The following is a 15,193-nucleotide window of genomic DNA, read 5'->3' as shown; positions in this document are numbered from 1 at the left end:
AGCTGTTAATATCCCACGCTTTCGCTCAACTACAGGATCAGATTGATGAAAGTCGCCATCCTTTCCGGCTCGGTCTACGGCACCGCTGAAGAAGTCGCTCGTCACGCTGCCGATATCCTCAATGCGGCCGGTTTAGAGGCCTGGCACAACCCTCGCGCCAGTCTGGCCGACGTGCAGGCGTTTGCGCCGGATGCATTTCTGGCGGTGACGTCCACCACCGGCATGGGCGAATTGCCCGACAATCTCCAACCCCTGTACTCGACGATTCGCGACCAACTGCCCGCCGCCTGGCGCGGGCTGCCCGGCGCGGTGATCGGCCTGGGCGACGCCAGCTATGGCGACACCTTCTGCGGCGGCGGCGAGCAGATGCGCGAGCTGTTTGGCGAACTGGGCGTGCGTGAAGTGCTGCCGATGCTGCGCCTGGATGCCAGCGAAAGTGTGACCCCGGAAGCCGACGCCGAGCCGTGGCTGGCTGAACTGGTCACTGCACTGCGCGCTTGACCGGAAATTCACGCAGCAACGCCAGCCAGGCCTGGGCGGCTTTCGACAGGTAGGCGCCCTCACGCCAGATAAAGGCAATGTCCCAGCGCAGGTAGTCGGGCGCCTTGAGCGTCAGGCGCACCACCCCGGGTCGCACCAGCCCACGCGCGACCACGCTGGGCAGCAGCACCACCCCCTGGCCGGCGGCGACCAATGCGGCGAGGAAGTCCGCCTGGCCGCTGCGGCCGATTTCCTTCGGCGTAAAACCCAACTGTTCACACGCCTGCAGCAGACGGTCGTTGAGCACGAAGCTGCGCTGGTACATCAGGAACGGCGTGTCGGCCAGTTCCTCCAGGCGTACCTGGGCGTTTTCCGCCAGGGGATGATCAATCGGCAACAGCGCGTCCAGGGGCTCATCGCAGAACGCTTGCCAGGCAAACGCCGGGTCGCTGGGTCTGAGGCTGCCCCCCACTTCCAGTTCACCGCTCAGGATGGCTTGCTCGATATTGCGACTGCCGCCCTCCAGCAATTGGATGGTCACGTTCGGGTAACGCCGGCGGTATTCGGCGAACAGTCCGGCAAACAACGTATCCCCGGCCAACAACGGCAGGCCCAGGCGCAGTTCGCCTCGGGTCAACTGGTGCATATCGTCCAACTCGCTGAGCAACTCGTTTTGCAGGCGCAGCATGGCTTCGGCGCGTTGCAGGACGACTTGGCCGGCGGCGGTCAGGCGGATCTGCGAGCCGATTCGGTCGAGCAGTGGCGTGCCCAGGCTCTGCTCCAATTGCGCAACCTGTTTGCTGACGGCGGACTGGCTGATATGCAGGGTTTTGCCGGCCTGGGTAAAGCCACCCCGGTGAACCACTTCGACGAAGCTGCGCAGCTGTTTGAATTCCATGCGCGAAATTCCAGTTTGGAATAGCTGGCAGTCTAACAATTCGCTGTGGGGATGGGGCATGCCTCTTTAAAATGAAGGCCTGCGAGGACCCAAAGCCCATGAAACGTTTCACCCGTCTGTTGATTGAACTGGTCGTGCTACTGGCCATTTACCTGTTCGGCTGCCAACTGGCGATGTGGTTGACCTGGCCGATTCCCGGCGGTGTGGTGGGCCTGGGCCTGTTGTTGATGGCCTTCGCCAGCGGCCTGGTCAAACCGGCGGCCCTGCAATTGGGTGCCGGCGTGCTGATGGCTGAGATGCTGCTGTTCTTCATTCCGGCGCTTATGAGCCTGCTCGACTACGGCGGCCTGCTGCGCAATGAGGGATGGCGCATCCTGCTGGTCATCGGCTTGAGCACGTTGGCCGTGATGCTGGTGACCGCATTCACCGTGGAACTGGTGTGCCGCTGGAGGCTGCGCCATGAAGCTTGAACTGATGCCGGTGTTCTGGCTCGCCTTGACCTTGGGCACCTATATTTTCAGTCGCTGGATCTACCGTCGCACCGGGCGTTACCTGTTGTCGCCGCTGATCCTGGTGCCCGTGCTGTTGCTGGCGGTGGCCGTACCGATGAACACGGCCTACGCCGAATACTCTGCCGACACCCACTGGCTGATGCTGGTACTCGGCCCCGTCACCGTGGCGTTCGCCGTGCCGATCTGGCAACAGCGGCGGTTGCTGGCGCGTTACTGGTCGGCATTGTTGCTGGGGATGGTGGCCGGCAGCGTGGCGTCCATCGCCACCTCATTCGGCCTGGCCAAAGCGTTGGCCCTGGACAGCTCGGTGACGATGTCCCTGGTGCCACGCTCCATCACCACGCCGTTCGCCATGCCGGTGTCCTCTGACCTGGGTGGCGTGCCGGAATTGACGGCGGTGTTCGTAATGTTCACCGGCGTATTCGGTGCGATGCTCGGCGGCGTGTTGCTCAAGTGGTTGCCCCTGCGTACGCCGCTGGCGCGCGGTGCGCTGTTTGGCGTGGGCGCCCACGGTGCGGGCGTGAGCCGGGCCCATGAAGTGGGCGGCGAAGAGGGCTCGGTGGCAGGCCTGGTGATGGTCCTGACCGGCCTGCTCAACCTGTTTGCCGCGCCTTTATTGGCGGCACTTCTCTGACGTCGGTTGCGCGGATTTAAACTATTCTCAAAGCTGACCCGTACGGTCATCAAGCTGGCTGCCAAGGCAACTACGGCGGCCAGGGCGTCTGACTAGACTGGCCCATCACTCAAAAAATAATAAGAAAGTGCGCCAAGGAGGTCGTTGCCGTGAGCCTAGCCCCCGTTCCATCGCCACAGAATGTCAAAGATCAGGTCAGCGCTGCCGAGTGGCAGACCCGCGTCGACCTGGCAGCCTGCTACCGCCTGGTGGCGATGCACGGCTGGGATGACCTGATCTTCACCCATATCTCGGCCAAGGTGCCGGGCACCGATGATTTCCTGATCAACCCCTACGGGCTGATGTTTCACGAGATCACCGCGTCGAGCCTGGTCAAGGTCGACCAGGCCGGCAACAAGCTGATGGACAGCCCCTACGAGATCAACCCGGCGGGCTACACTATCCACAGCGCCATCCATGAAGTGCGCCACGACGTGACGTGCGTCCTGCACACCCACACTGCCGCGGGTGTGGCGGTGTCGGCGCAGAAGCAGGGTGTCTTGCCGATCAGCCAGCAATCGATCTTCGTGCTGTCGAGCCTGGCTTCTCACGCCTACGAAGGGGTGGCGCTGAACCACGAAGAGAAGGCCCGGTTGCAGGCCGATCTTGGCCAAAATAGTTTCCTGATGCTGCACAACCACGGTCTGTTGACCTGCGGCAGCACCATCGCCGATACGTTTCTGATGATGTTTACCTTCCAGCGTGCCTGCGATATCCAGGTGTTGGCGCAAAGTGGCGGCGCTGAATTGATCCCCATCGGGCCACAGATCCTCGCCGGTGCCAAGGCGATGGTGGCAGCTGTCACAAAGAGTGCTCAAGGTATGGGGGGCGCGCTGGCGTGGCCGGCGTTGCTGCGTAAATTGGACAGCCTCGATCCTGGGTATAAAACCTGATGCCTCTCGCCGAGATCCCGCTGAGTGTCTGGCGCAAACGCAGCCAGACGTTCGACTTCAACGGCCGCACTATCCGCTACTGGGTGGCGGGGCAGGGTGAGCCGTTGCTGTTGATCCATGGCTTTCCCACTGCCAGTTGGGACTGGCATTACCTGTGGCAGCCCCTGGCCCAACGCAACCTGGTGATCGCCTGCGACATGCTCGGTTTCGGCGATTCGGCCAAACCCCTCGACCACGGTTATTGCCTGCTGGAACAGGCGGATCTGCAACAGGCGTTGCTCGAGCACCTGCGCGTGGACCAGCCGGTGCACGTGCTCGCCCACGACTACGGCGACAGCGTCGCGCAGGAACTGCTGGCCCGGCACTACGAAGGTCGCTTTCACATGGCCAGCTGTGTGTTTCTCAACGGCGGGTTGTTTCCGGAAACCCACCGTCCGGCGCTGGTGCAAAAGCTGCTGCTCAGCCCGCTGGGCTGGATGATCGGTCGTGCCTTTGGGCGCAATGCCCTGGCGGACAGTTTCAACCAGATCTTCGGGCCCGACACTCGCCCCAGCGAGAGTGCCCTGGATGATTTCTGGAGCCTGATCGACTCTCATGAAGGCACGCGCATCCTGCACAAACTCATTGCCTACGTCCCCCAGCGACGGCGTCTGCGCGATCGCTGGGTCTATGCGATGCAACAGGCTGAAGTGCCGCTGCGGGTGATCGATGGCGAAATCGACCCGATCTCTGGCGCCCACATGGTGGCGCGTTACCGCGAGCTGGTGCCCCACGCCGACACAGTGCTGCTGGCCAATATCGGCCATTACCCGCAGATCGAGGCGCCGGTGCAGGTGCTCAAGCATTACCTGGCGTTTCGTGAGCGGATCGGGCGACCGACTTCGCGAATCGCCTATTCCTGAGCTGACGACTATCCCTGCGCCTTATCGAGCACCATTCAGCCCTGGCCGGCTTTATTGTGACCTGCGCCCCCGTGCCTGACACTCGACCCATTCCCATCGTCGCCATTGGAGTTTGGTATGAGTGAGTCAGTGCAGTTCCAGGATAAGGTCGTGATCGTCACCGGCGCCGGCGGCGGATTGGGCCGGGCCCATGCGCTGCTGTTCGCCAGACACGGTGCCAAAGTATTGGTCAACGATCTCGGCGGTTCCACCCAAGGTGAGGGCGCCAATGCGTCGGCGGCCGATCGGGTGGTGGCCGAGATTCGCGAAGCGGGCGGTATCGCCGAGGCCAACCACGACTCTGTCACCGACGGTGACAAGATCGTGCAGAACGCTCTCGATGCGTTCGGGCGTATCGATGTGGTGGTCAACAACGCCGGGATCCTGCGCGACAAGACGTTCCACAAAATGGAGGACAGCGACTGGGACCTGGTTTATCGGGTGCATGTCGAAGGCGCCTACAAAGTCACCCGCGCTGCCTGGCCCCATCTGCGCGAGCAAGGGTATGGCCGGGTGATCTTCACCGCATCCACCTCGGGTATCTACGGCAACTTCGGCCAGTCCAACTACGGCATGGCCAAGCTCGGCCTGTATGGGCTGACCCGCACCTTGGCGCTGGAAGGGCGCAAGAACAACATCCTGGTCAATGCCATCGCCCCCACCGGCGGTACCCGCATGACCGAAGGCCTGATCCCGCCGCAAGTGTTCGAGCGCCTCAAGCCGGAACTGGTCAGCCCGCTGGTGGTGTACCTGGGCAGCGAGGCATGCCAGGAAACCTCGGGGTTGTTTGAAGTGGGCGGCGGTTGGATCGGCAAGACCCGCTGGGAACGCAGCCTGGGCGTAGGCTTTGATCCGGAGGCGGGGTTTTCCCCCGAAGACGTGGCTGCGCACTGGCAGCAGATCTGTGACTTCGAAGGCGCCGTTCACCCCAAGGACAACATCGAGGCGTTGAAGGAAATGATGGCCAACTTGCAGAAATACAGCCTGTGATCGTTGCTTGAAAAAGCTTTAATGCTGCGGGGCGCTGATGGCGCCCCGTTTTATTCAGGGCAAAAAAAAGCCGCTGCAAACGCAGCGGCTGAAGTCAGACGTTGGATCAAGGAGCGACAAATCAACGTCAGTGAACACCGGTAACAGATTGAAAGCAGGCCTCAATCCATTTGAATCTGGCTTTTCTTCCGGTCGGGGAAGCGGGCCGTCTGCCCTGAAAGCCCGGTAAGAATAGTCGTTTGTAACAGGATGAGTAATGCCGGTTCGTGACAAGGACTGTTACTAAAACAGCAATAGTTGGACTGCGCGTCATCCATTCTCCTGATAACCCCTTATCCACCCGCTGCATGCCCGCGCCCAAACCCCGGCCAGAGCGCCTTGTCATCCTTTCGAGCGACAACACGAATACCTCCTTGGTGCGCTTATCGCTCCTGAGACGCGGCAGTAGGGTGGGGCCTTCTGTCACTCACCGGGGAAGACGCATGACAAGAACAACAATGCGCGCCATCTTCAGGCCACAGGCGCTGGCCGCTGCGGTTGCGTTGGGGTGCTGTGCCCAGGCACAGGCTGTTTCGTTCAACATTGGCGAGATCGAAGGGCAATTCGATTCTTCGCTGTCGGTTGGCGCGAGTTGGGGCATGCGCGACGCCGACAAGAAGCTGGTGAGCACCGTCAACGGCGGTACTGGCCAGGCGTCTACCGGCGATGACGGACGCCTGAACTTCAAGAAAGGCGAGACCTTTTCCAAGATCTTCAAGGGTATTCACGACCTGGAGCTCAAGTACGGTGACAGCGGCGTCTTCGTGCGCGGCAAGTACTGGTACGACTTCGAGTTGCAGGACGAGGACCGCGAGTTCAAACAGATCAGCAATCACCATCGTGACGAGGGCGCGCGTTCTTCGGGCTATGAATTGCTCGATGCCTTCGTTTATCACAACTACTCCATCGGCGATCAACCGGGCAACGTGCGCCTCGGCAAGCAAGTGGTCAGCTGGGGTGAGAGCACCTTTATCGGTAACTCTATCAACAGCATCAACCCCATCGACGTTTCGGCTTTCCGCCGCCCTGGTGCAGAGATCAAGGAAGGGCTGATCCCGGTGAACATGTTGTTCGCCTCCCAAAGCCTGACCAACCAACTGACAGTGGAAGGCTTCTACCAGCTCAACTGGGAAAACACCGTGCTGGATAACTGCGGCACCTTCTTTGGTGGGGATGTGGCGGCCCATGGCTGTAATGACAACTACACGGTGGGCAACCCGGCGATTGCGCCGTTGCAGCCCGTCGCCGCCGCGTTCGGGCAAGGCTTTCAAGTGACCCGTGAAGGGGTGATCGTGCAGCGTGCACAGGATCGTGACGCCCGTGACAGTGGCCAATTCGGTACGGCGTTGCGTTGGTTGGGGGATGACACCGAATACGGTCTGTACTTCATGAACTACCACAGCCGCACACCGACCGTGGGCACCATCACCAACAATACGAGCCTGGCCCGGCTCGGTGCGATCGCCGGTGCAGCCAATGGCATCGCGCCCGGCTCCGGCGCAGGCCTGGTCCAGAGCCTGATGCTCGGTCGTGGCCAGTACTACCTGGACTACCCGGAAGATATCCGCCTGTTCGGTGCGAGCTTCTCCACCACCTTGCCCACCGGCACGGCGTGGACCGGCGAGATCAGCTACCGCCCCAATGCCCCGGTGCAACTCAACACCACTGACCTGACCCTGGCCCTGATCAACCCGGTCGCCGGGCAACTGGCCTCGCCGATCCGCAGCAACTTCGGTGACGACAACAAAGGCTACCGGCGCAAGGAAATCACTCAGATCCAAAGCACCATGACCCAGTTCTTCGACCAAGTGCTGGGCGCCGAGCGCCTGACCCTGGTGGGCGAAGCGGCCTACGTGCACGTCGGCGGGCTGGAAGACAAATCCAAGCTGCGTTATGGCCGTGACTCGGTGTACGGCGCCTATGGCTTCCAGGGTGACACCGACGGTTTTGTCACGGCCAACTCCTGGGGTTACCGCGCCCGGGCGATCCTTGACTACAACAACGCCATTGCCGGGGTGAACCTCAAGCCCAACCTGTCCTGGTCCCATGACGTGGCGGGCTACGGCCCCAACGGCTTGTTCAACAAAGGCGCCAAGGCCATCAGCGTCGGCGTGGATGCGGATTACCGCAGCACCTACACCGCCAGCCTCAGCTACACCGACTTCTTCGGCGGCGACTACAACACCCTCACCGACCGCGACTTCATCGCCCTCAGCTTCGGCGCGAACTTCTGATCTGGCTTAAGGAAGGACAAGACTCTATGCGTAAGATAATTGCGGTAATGGCCCTCAGCCTGTTGGCGGCCCACGTCATGGCGGCGGTGTCGCCGGAAGAGGCGGCCAAGCTTGGCACCACCCTGACCCCGGTGGGCGCCGAAAAAGCCGGCAATGCCGATGGCTCGATCCCGGCCTGGACCGGCGGCATCCCGAAAAACGCCGGCGCAGTGGACAGCAAGGGCTTCCTGGCCGATCCGTTCGCCAGTGAAAAACCGTTGTTCGTGATCACCGCAGCCACCGTCGACAAATACAAGGACAAACTTTCCGACGGCCAGGTGGCGATGTTCAAGCGCTACCCCGAGACCTACAAGATCCCGGTGTACCCGACTCACCGCACGGTCAACCTGCCGCCGGAGATCTACGAGTCGATCAAGCGCAGCGCGTTGAACGTCAAGCCGATCAACGACGGCAATGGCCTCGAAGGGTTCACCGGCAACCGCTACTACGCGTTCCCGATTCCGAAGAACGGCGTGGAGGTGTTGTGGAACCACATCACCCGGTACCACGGCGGCAACCTGCGCCGCATCATCACCCAGGCCACCCCGCAGACCAACGGCAGCTACACGCCGATCCGCTTCGAGGAAGAGGTGGCGGTGCCGCAACTGATCCCCGACATGGACCCGGCGAAGGCGGCCAACGTACTGACCTTCTTCAAGCAGTCGGTGACGGCGCCTGCGCGCCTGGCGGGCAACGTACTGCTGGTGCATGAAACCCTCGACCAAGTGAAGGAACCACGCCTGGCGTGGATCTACAACGCCGGCCAGCGTCGCGTGCGCCGGGCGCCGCAAGTGGCGTACGACGGGCCGGGCACCGCCTCCGACGGCCTGCGCACCTCGGACAACTTCGACATGTTCTCCGGTGCGCCGGACCGCTACGACTGGAAGCTGGTGGGCAAGAAGGAGATGTACATCCCCTACAACAGCTACAAGCTGGACCAGCCGACGCTCAAGTACGACGACATTATCAAGGCCGGCCACATCAACCAGGACCTGACCCGTTATGAGCTGCACCGCGTGTGGGAAGTGGTCGGCACGGTCAAGCCGAGTGAGCGGCACATCTACGCCAAGCGCCACATGTACATCGACGAAGACAGCTGGCAGGTGGCGCTGGTGGATCACTACGACGGCCGTGGCCAACTGTGGCGGGTCGCCGAAGGCCATGCGCAGTTTTACTACGACCACCAGACCCCGGCCTACACCGTGGAAACCCTGTACGACATCATCGCCGGGCGCTACATCGCGCTGGGCATGAAGAACGAGGAGAAGAGCAGCTTCGTGTTCGGGTTCAATGCCAAGGCGGCGGATTACACCCCGGCTGCGCTGAGGGCCGAAGGCGTTCGCTGATCCCGATGTGAAATCAAAATGTGGGAGGGGGAAAGCCTCTCCCACATTGGGTTTTATGCATGGCTGGAAATCACCCCGCTGAATACTTCTTCAACAACCACCAACCACAGGACTAGGGTAGGCGTCACGTTGCATAACAATAAGAACGCAGGATGCAGCAATGACCGCCATGACACGCTGCCTGGACCGTCCTGGATTCATGCCTCGGCTGTCCGCCCACCATCTGTTGCGCCCACGCCTGGCCGAGCCTTTGCTCGCGGCGCCGGTCAGGGTCAAGTTGCTGTGCGCCCCCGGCGGCAGTGGCAAGAGTGCGTTGCTGGCCGAATGCGCGTTGCAGGCGCCCGCGGGATGCCAGGTGTACTGGTTGCCGCTCAATGGCGTCGCCCTGAGCCCCCTCGACCTTTGCCGGCGCCTGGCGCAAAACCTCGGCTTGGCGTTCACTGACGAAGCCACGCTGCTGTCGGATCTTGGCCGCTGGCCAACATCGGCCTGGGTGTTCCTCGATGATTTCTGCCGCTTGCCCACCCCCCAAACCGATGCCTTGCTCGACCGCCTGCTCACGGCAAGCAGCCCCTCGTTGACCTGGTGGCTGGGGGCGCGGCGCCGTCCAGCCTGCAACTGGCCGCGCCTGCTGCTCGACGATGAGTTGCTGGAGGGCGGCACTGAGTTGGCGTTCACCCTTGAAGAAATTCAGCAACTGCTCCCGCTGGGGCAGTCACCGGACAGCGTGTTGCAGTTCAGTGCCGGCTGGTGTGCCGGCGTGCGCATTGCGTTGCTGGGGGACGGCCATCCGCAGAAAACCTTGCTCGATTATTTGCAGCACGAACTGTTCAGCACCTTGCCGCCCGAGCTGACGGAAGCCTGGCGCGTGCTGGCACACATGCCACGCTTTAATCCGGGATTGTGCGAGCACTTGTTCGGCTTTGGCGACGGCGACCACTACCTGCGCGAGCTGCAGGCCCTCGGCGCCTTTATCCAGCCTTGGGACGATACCGAGTGGTTGCAGGTTTTCCCGCCGCTTGCCCGGCTGATACGCGATGACCCCTGGCCGGCCAAGCGTTCCTGGCATCGGCGTGCCTGCCAGTGGTTCACCGCCGAACAGGACTGGCAGGCCGCGTTCGAGCACGCGCTGCTGGCCGAAGAATACGAGGTGGCGGTCAGCCTGCTACAGCACTTCAGTTTCGAAGACCTGTTCCGCCAGCAGAACGCCGTATTGCTGCTGCGCTTGCATGAAGAGCATGGCGAAGAGTTGATGCTCGGCTCGGCGCAACTGGTGGGGCTGGTGACGGCGGCGTTGCTGTTCGCCGGGCGCTTCGACCAGGCCGCGCAATGCATCGACCAGTTGGCAAGGTTTGCGCCGCAACCGACGGCGGTGCAACAACGCTCCCTGCTGGCGCGCTGGCAGGCGCAGTGGGGTTGGCTGCTGCACTTGGGCGGCGATGCCGAGCGCTCCCGCGAACATTTCCTCGAAGCGCTGCAAGCCTTGCCCGACAGCGCTTGGACGTCGCGGCTGATGTGCCTGTCGGGCCTCACCCAGCAAGCGTTGCTGCGCGGCGAACTGGACGTGGCCCAGGCGCTGAGCCGCGAAGCGTTATGCCTGGCCCGCGCCCATGGATCGTTGCTGCTCGAGGCCTTGCTTGAGCTGGATCACGCGCAGTTGCTGGAGCAGCGCGGCGCCCCGTATCGCGCGCAGAGCCTGCTGGAGAATGTGCAGGCGATGTTGCTCAAGCAACGCCTGAAAGCCGGGCCGCTGGTGGGGCGTATCGCCCTGCGACGCGGGCACCTGGCGCTGCGTCAGGGCCAGGACAGCCTGGCTGCCGAGTGCTTCGAGAGCGGCATGAAGATGTGCCTGCACAGCCAGGACAAGCGCGTGCTCTACGGGTTTCTCGGCCTGGCCCTGCTGGCCGCCAACCGTGGTGACTACGCCGGGGCCTTTGTGCAACTGCGCGAGGCCGAACGCTTGATGCAACAGCGCCAGGTCCCCGACACGGTGTACCGCGCGGTGCTGCTGTTGGTCAGCGGGCATTTCTGGTTGCAGCAGGGGCGCGCCGAGTTGACGGTGGAAGCGATGCGTCGTGTGCTTCGCCACTTTCGTGGTCCCCAGGCCAAACAGGCACCGCCGGCCACCCTGGAACTGATCCCGCGCCTGGAATACTTGCTGGTGCTGGCGGAAGTGAAGCTGGGCTGCGCCGAGCAACCGGTGGCGCGTATGACGGCTTTGCTGGAGGCGGCCCATCAACGCGGCATGCTCTGCCTGGAAACCGAGCTGCACCTGGTACTGGGTGAGGTCGCCTGGCAAGTCGGCGACCCAGGTCAGGCGCGCCGCTCGCTGCAAACCGGGCTTGAGCTGGCGGCGCGCTGCCAGGTGCAGCAGGCGATTCGCGAACTGCGGTTGCGCTCGCCGGGGTTGCTCAGTGAGTTGGGCATGGAGCCCCAGGCCGCCGTGTCGGGCACGGCGGAGAATCCCCTGAGCCAACGCGAGCTGGAAGTGCTGCAGTTGATCGCCCTGGGCAACTCCAACCTGGAAATCGCCGACCGCCTGTTTATCTCCCTGCACACCGTCAAGACCCATGCGCGGCGCATCCACAGCAAGCTGGGGGTGGAACGGCGTACGCAAGCGGTGGCCAAGGCCAAGACCCTGGGGTTGATGACCTAGGCGCTGAAGGCCTGGCGATATTCGCCGGGGGTGGCCCCCATGGCCTGGCGGAAGCGATGGGTGAAGTGGCTGGCGCTGGAGAAACCGCAGATCAACGCGACTTCACTCAAGGGCAGGGCGCCGCTGCGCAGCAGCGCCTGGGCGCGGGTCAGGCGGCGCGCCAGCAGGTACTGATGGGGCGGCAGGCCGAAGCTCTGGCGGAACATCCGCGCGAAATGGTATTCCGAGAGTGCGCACAGGCCGGCCAGTTGGCCCAGGCTGATCGGGTCTTCCAGGTGCTGGTCGATGTACTCCACCAACAGCCGCCGCTGGTACGCCGCCAGCCCGCCTTTAAGGCGCAGCCCGTCGCGTGCGCCCACTTGGCTGAGCAGCGTGTGGCTGAGCATTTCATGGGCCAGGCTGCTGGTCAGCAGGCGCTCGGCGGGTTCGTGCCAGTTCAGCGCGATCAACTGGTGAAAGCGTCGCGCCTGGCCGGCGTCTTCCAGAAAGGTGCTTTCGCGCAATTGCAGGGCGCGCGGTTCGCGGTCGAGCAGGGTGACGCAACCGAGGGCGAATTGCTCCGGGCTGAAATACACGTGGGCCAGGCGGATCTCGCCGTTGATCACCCAGGCTGACTGGTGTTCGGCGGGCAGGATGCACAGTTTGTCGGGACCGCCCTTGGTGCCGGGTTGGTCGCGCCGAAACGTGCCGGTGCCGCCGCCGATGTAGCAGGATAACGTGTGATGGCTGGGGGCCTGGTAGTCCTGTGAGTCGTGATGGTTGCTCCACAGCGCCGCAGACAAGCCGTCACCGAGCTCGGCGCAGGCTTCGAGGCGTGCGTTGGGCGAACGGTTAAGCGCTTGGAAGACTTGCAGGGATTCCAGATCTGGCATGGTTCGTACTCTCCGACGCTTTGCATCCTACTCCGCACGGTTGTTGCTGTGATCCCATTGGCCGACAAAAGCGCAAGATTGTGCAAGAGCGCATCCCAGGCCGGGGGCCACACTGTGGCTCAACCGATGGAGCCCGCTATGAACCTTTCCCTGTATTTACTCACCGTGCTGATCTGGGGCACCACCTGGATCGCCCTCAAATGGCAGTTGGGCGTGGTGGCGATTCCTGTGTCCATCGTCTATCGCTTTGCCCTGGCGGCGCTGGTGCTGTTTGCGCTGTTGCTGGTGAGCCGCAGGTTGCAGGTGATGAACCGACGCGGGCACCTGATCTGTCTGGCCCAGGGGCTGTGCCTGTTTTGCGTGAACTTCATGTGCTTCCTCACGGCCAGCCAATGGATCCCCAGCGGGTTGGTGGCGGTGGTGTTTTCCACGGCCACGCTGTGGAACGCGCTGAATGCCCGGGTGTTTTTTGGCCAGCGGGTGGCGCGCAATGTGTTGATGGGCGGCGGCCTGGGCCTGGCGGGGTTGGGCCTGCTGTTCTGGCCGGAGCTGGTGGGGCACACCGCCAGCCCGCAGACTTTGCTTGGCCTGGGCTTGGCGTTGCTGGGGACGATGTGCTTCTCGGCCGGCAATATGCTGTCCAGCCTGCAGCAGAAGGCCGGGCTCAAGCCGCTGACCACCAATGCCTGGGGGATGGCCTATGGATCGGCGATGCTGGCGGCTTACTGCGCGGTGCGCGGGATTCCCTTCGAGATGGACTGGAGTGCGCGCTACATCGGCGCGCTGGGGTACCTGGTGATTCCAGGTTCGGTGATCGGCTTTACCGCGTACCTGACGCTGGTCGGGCGCATGGGGCCGGAGCGTGCGGCCTATTGCACCGTGCTATTCCCGGTGGTGGCGCTGAATGTGTCGGCGTTTGCCGAGGGGTATCAGTGGACCGCACCGGCGTTGGCGGGGTTGGTGCTGGTGATGCTGGGCAATGTGCTGGTGTTTCGTAAGCCCAAGCCAGCGAGCCCGGCCTTCAAGGCAAAGGCAATCTAAAAATGTGGGAGGTGCCTGGGTTATTTGAGGCCCAGGCGCTTGGCCATCCGCCCGAGGTTGGCACGGTCCAGGCCCAGTTCGCGGGCGGCACTGGCCCAGTTGTGCTGGTGGCGTTCCAGGCAGGCGCTGATGATCTGGCGCTGAAAGTGTTCGGTGGCCTGGCGCAGGTCGCCGGTCACCGGGGCGACCGCCTCGGAGGATTCTTCAACCAGCGGTGCGCTGACATCGGGCAGGTCCAGGTCCTGGGCGTTCAGGCTGAGAATCTTCGGACGCTCGCGACAGTTACCCAGCGCCTTGAGTGCGCTGCGTCCGATCAAGTGTTCCAGCTCCCGCACATTGCCCGGCCAGTTATAGGCCAACAGTGCCGCCTGGGCATCGCTGGTCAGGCGCAGGCTGCCCAGGCCCATGCGCGAGCGGTTCTGCTCCAGGAAGAAACCGGCCAGCAGCAACACATCGCGTCCGCGCTCACGCAGCGCCGGGACCTGCAGCGGGTACACACTGAGGCGGTGGTAGAAGTCGGCGCGGTAGCGACCGTTGCGTACCTCGTCGGCCAGGTCGCGGTTGGTGGCGGCGATCAGGCGCACATCGACCTGGTGTTCCTTGTCCGAGCCCAGGCGTTGCAGCTGGCCGCTTTGCAATACGCGCAGCAGCTTGGCCTGTACGGTCAGTGACAGTTCGCCCACTTCATCCAGGAACAGCGTGCCGCCGTTGGCCAGTTCGAACTTGCCACGGCGTTCGTTCAACGCGCCGGTAAAGGCGCCGCGTACGTGGCCGAACAACTCGCTCTCCACCAGGGTTTCCGGCAGGGCGGCGCAGTTGAGGCTGATCAGCGGTTTGTCGGCGCGGGTTGAGGCGGCGTGGATGGCCTGGGCCACCAGCTCCTTGCCCACGCCGGTTTCACCGGTGATCAGCACGGTGAGGTCGCTGCCGCCCACCAGCTTGATTTCCTCGACCAGGCGCTTGTGGGGTTTGCTCTGGCCGATCATTTCCTTGTGCTGTTGGCCGCTGGCCTCGCGGTAGATTTCGGCGCGCAGGACCAGGTGTTCGATACGTTCGGCGACGTTCACGGTGGCGGCAGCGAGACTGGCGAACGCCTGCAGGGCGTCCAGCTCCACGCGTTCGAAACGCTCGGTATCGAGGGCGTCCAGCGTCAGCAGGCCCCAGGGCTGGTCGTCGACGAACAGCGGGCAACCCATGCAATCGTGTACTTCCAGGTGCCCGTGCAAACCATCGACCAGACCGTCGTAGGGGTCGGGTAATTCGCTGTCGCTGTCAAAGCGCGTGGGGCCGGGGCTGCTGAGCAGCACGGCAAAGCGCGGGTGCTCGCTGACCTTGAAGCGCCGACCCAGGGTGTCGGCGCTGAGCCCGTCCACCGCCAGCGGCACCAGCCACTCGCCGTCCAGGCGCAACAGCGCGGCGGCGTCGCAGGGCAACAGGGCGCGCATGGCTTGCAGCAGGCGGCGGTAACGTTCGCCCTCGGGCAGTTCGCGGGACAGGTCGGCGACCAGGGGCAGCAGGGTGGTGAGCAGCGATTGCGCAGTCATAATGACTCCTTGTAGTCCTAATGACTATAAGCTGT

At 63.2% G+C, this 15,193-nt stretch carries 13 protein-coding genes; 10 read left to right on the top strand and 3 right to left on the bottom strand.

Translation table 11 applies throughout. The features are described from left to right. Window positions 1-45: 45 nt before the first annotated feature. Entirely contained in the window at window positions 46-501 is a 456-nt protein-coding gene (locus tag LUU92_RS24185) for a flavodoxin (protein ID WP_071489190.1), read from the top strand. Here the strand turns inward: LUU92_RS24185 and LUU92_RS24180 are convergent. Next, complete coding sequence (locus LUU92_RS24180) at window positions 482-1,378, bottom strand: LysR family transcriptional regulator (protein WP_222540408.1); 897 nt, start codon at window positions 1,376-1,378, stop codon at window positions 482-484. The genes LUU92_RS24185 and LUU92_RS24180 overlap by 20 nt on opposite strands. 98 nt (window positions 1,379-1,476) lie before the next feature. On the opposite strand from LUU92_RS24180, the gene LUU92_RS24175 reads away from it, so the two are divergent. The 8 genes from LUU92_RS24175 to LUU92_RS24140 all read left to right on the top strand — a co-directional run bounded on the left by LUU92_RS24175 (window position 1,477) and on the right by LUU92_RS24140 (window position 11,701). Continuing rightward, complete coding sequence (locus tag LUU92_RS24175) at window positions 1,477-1,848, top strand: CidA/LrgA family protein (RefSeq protein WP_222540407.1); 372 nt, start codon at window positions 1,477-1,479, stop codon at window positions 1,846-1,848. Further along, entirely contained in the window at window positions 1,838-2,524 is a 687-nt protein-coding gene (locus LUU92_RS24170) for an LrgB family protein (protein WP_071489193.1), read from the top strand. The genes LUU92_RS24175 and LUU92_RS24170 overlap by 11 nt, the downstream gene beginning before the upstream one ends. A 149-nt stretch (window positions 2,525-2,673) precedes the next feature. After that, window positions 2,674-3,456, top strand: coding sequence for a class II aldolase/adducin family protein (locus LUU92_RS24165; RefSeq protein WP_257102748.1), 783 nt, complete (start codon window positions 2,674-2,676; stop codon window positions 3,454-3,456). Continuing rightward, the gene (locus tag LUU92_RS24160) at window positions 3,456-4,358 is read left to right on the top strand and encodes an alpha/beta fold hydrolase (protein WP_071489195.1); all 903 of its coding nucleotides are present in this window, start codon (window positions 3,456-3,458) and stop codon (window positions 4,356-4,358) included. Before LUU92_RS24165 ends, LUU92_RS24160 begins: the two co-directional genes overlap by 1 nt. A gap of 117 nt (window positions 4,359-4,475) precedes the next feature. Next, a complete protein-coding gene (locus tag LUU92_RS24155) occupies window positions 4,476-5,387 on the top strand; it encodes an SDR family oxidoreductase (protein ID WP_071489196.1) in 912 nt (303 codons plus the stop codon). Window positions 5,388-5,869: 482 nt separating this feature from the next. Beyond that, complete coding sequence (locus tag LUU92_RS24150) at window positions 5,870-7,660, top strand: DUF1302 domain-containing protein (protein WP_222540405.1); 1,791 nt, start codon at window positions 5,870-5,872, stop codon at window positions 7,658-7,660. A gap of 26 nt (window positions 7,661-7,686) precedes the next feature. After that, window positions 7,687-9,045, top strand: a complete 1,359-nt coding sequence (locus LUU92_RS24145) for a DUF1329 domain-containing protein (RefSeq protein WP_071489197.1) — start codon at window positions 7,687-7,689, stop codon at window positions 9,043-9,045. A 160-nt stretch (window positions 9,046-9,205) separates the two neighbouring features. After that, entirely contained in the window at window positions 9,206-11,701 is a 2,496-nt protein-coding gene (locus LUU92_RS24140; protein ID WP_257102747.1) for a LuxR C-terminal-related transcriptional regulator, read from the top strand. On the opposite strand, the gene LUU92_RS24135 is transcribed toward LUU92_RS24140, so the two are convergent. Continuing rightward, window positions 11,698-12,573, bottom strand: coding sequence for a helix-turn-helix domain-containing protein (locus LUU92_RS24135; RefSeq protein WP_071489199.1), 876 nt, complete (start codon window positions 12,571-12,573; stop codon window positions 11,698-11,700). The genes LUU92_RS24140 and LUU92_RS24135 overlap by 4 nt on opposite strands. 138 nt (window positions 12,574-12,711) lie before the next feature. Between LUU92_RS24135 and LUU92_RS24130 the strand changes: the two genes are divergently transcribed. Next, window positions 12,712-13,614 carry a DMT family transporter gene (locus LUU92_RS24130; RefSeq protein WP_093128295.1) on the top strand — a complete coding sequence of 301 codons (903 nt, stop codon included), beginning with the start codon at window positions 12,712-12,714 and terminating at the stop codon, window positions 13,612-13,614. 20 nt (window positions 13,615-13,634) lie between these two features. On the opposite strand, the gene norR is transcribed toward LUU92_RS24130, so the two are convergent. Beyond that, window positions 13,635-15,158 carry a nitric oxide reductase transcriptional regulator NorR gene (norR, locus tag LUU92_RS24125; RefSeq protein WP_071489201.1) on the bottom strand — a complete coding sequence of 508 codons (1,524 nt, stop codon included), beginning with the start codon at window positions 15,156-15,158 and terminating at the stop codon, window positions 13,635-13,637. Window positions 15,159-15,193 lie beyond the last annotated feature (35 nt).

This window comes from Pseudomonas extremorientalis (assembly GCF_024584605.1).
Classification (GTDB): Bacteria; Pseudomonadota; Gammaproteobacteria; order Pseudomonadales; family Pseudomonadaceae; genus Aquipseudomonas; species Aquipseudomonas extremorientalis.
The sequence above is the reverse complement of the archived record's forward strand: the minus strand, read 5'-3'. Positions and strand labels throughout refer to the sequence as shown.

What these genes read in the sequence shown, in the direction of transcription:
- LUU92_RS24160 (WP_071489195.1), top strand. Translation starts at nt 3,456, where the DNA reads ATGCCTCTCGCCGAGATCCCGCTGAGTGTCTGGCGCAAACGCAGCCAG.
- LUU92_RS24145 (WP_071489197.1), top strand. Translation starts at nt 7,687, where the DNA reads ATGCGTAAGATAATTGCGGTAATGGCCCTCAGCCTGTTGGCGGCCCAC.
- LUU92_RS24180 (WP_222540408.1), bottom strand. Translation starts at nt 1,378, where the DNA reads ATGGAATTCAAACAGCTGCGCAGCTTCGTCGAAGTGGTTCACCGGGGT.
- LUU92_RS24135 (WP_071489199.1), bottom strand. Translation starts at nt 12,573, where the DNA reads ATGCCAGATCTGGAATCCCTGCAAGTCTTCCAAGCGCTTAACCGTTCG.
- LUU92_RS24185 (WP_071489190.1), top strand. Translation starts at nt 46, where the DNA reads ATGAAAGTCGCCATCCTTTCCGGCTCGGTCTACGGCACCGCTGAAGAA.
- LUU92_RS24130 (WP_093128295.1), top strand. Translation starts at nt 12,712, where the DNA reads ATGAACCTTTCCCTGTATTTACTCACCGTGCTGATCTGGGGCACCACC.
- LUU92_RS24175 (WP_222540407.1), top strand. Translation starts at nt 1,477, where the DNA reads ATGAAACGTTTCACCCGTCTGTTGATTGAACTGGTCGTGCTACTGGCC.
- LUU92_RS24155 (WP_071489196.1), top strand. Translation starts at nt 4,476, where the DNA reads ATGAGTGAGTCAGTGCAGTTCCAGGATAAGGTCGTGATCGTCACCGGC.
- LUU92_RS24170 (WP_071489193.1), top strand. Translation starts at nt 1,838, where the DNA reads ATGAAGCTTGAACTGATGCCGGTGTTCTGGCTCGCCTTGACCTTGGGC.
- LUU92_RS24150 (WP_222540405.1), top strand. Translation starts at nt 5,870, where the DNA reads ATGACAAGAACAACAATGCGCGCCATCTTCAGGCCACAGGCGCTGGCC.
- norR (WP_071489201.1), bottom strand. Translation starts at nt 15,158, where the DNA reads ATGACTGCGCAATCGCTGCTCACCACCCTGCTGCCCCTGGTCGCCGAC.
- LUU92_RS24140 (WP_257102747.1), top strand. Translation starts at nt 9,206, where the DNA reads ATGACCGCCATGACACGCTGCCTGGACCGTCCTGGATTCATGCCTCGG.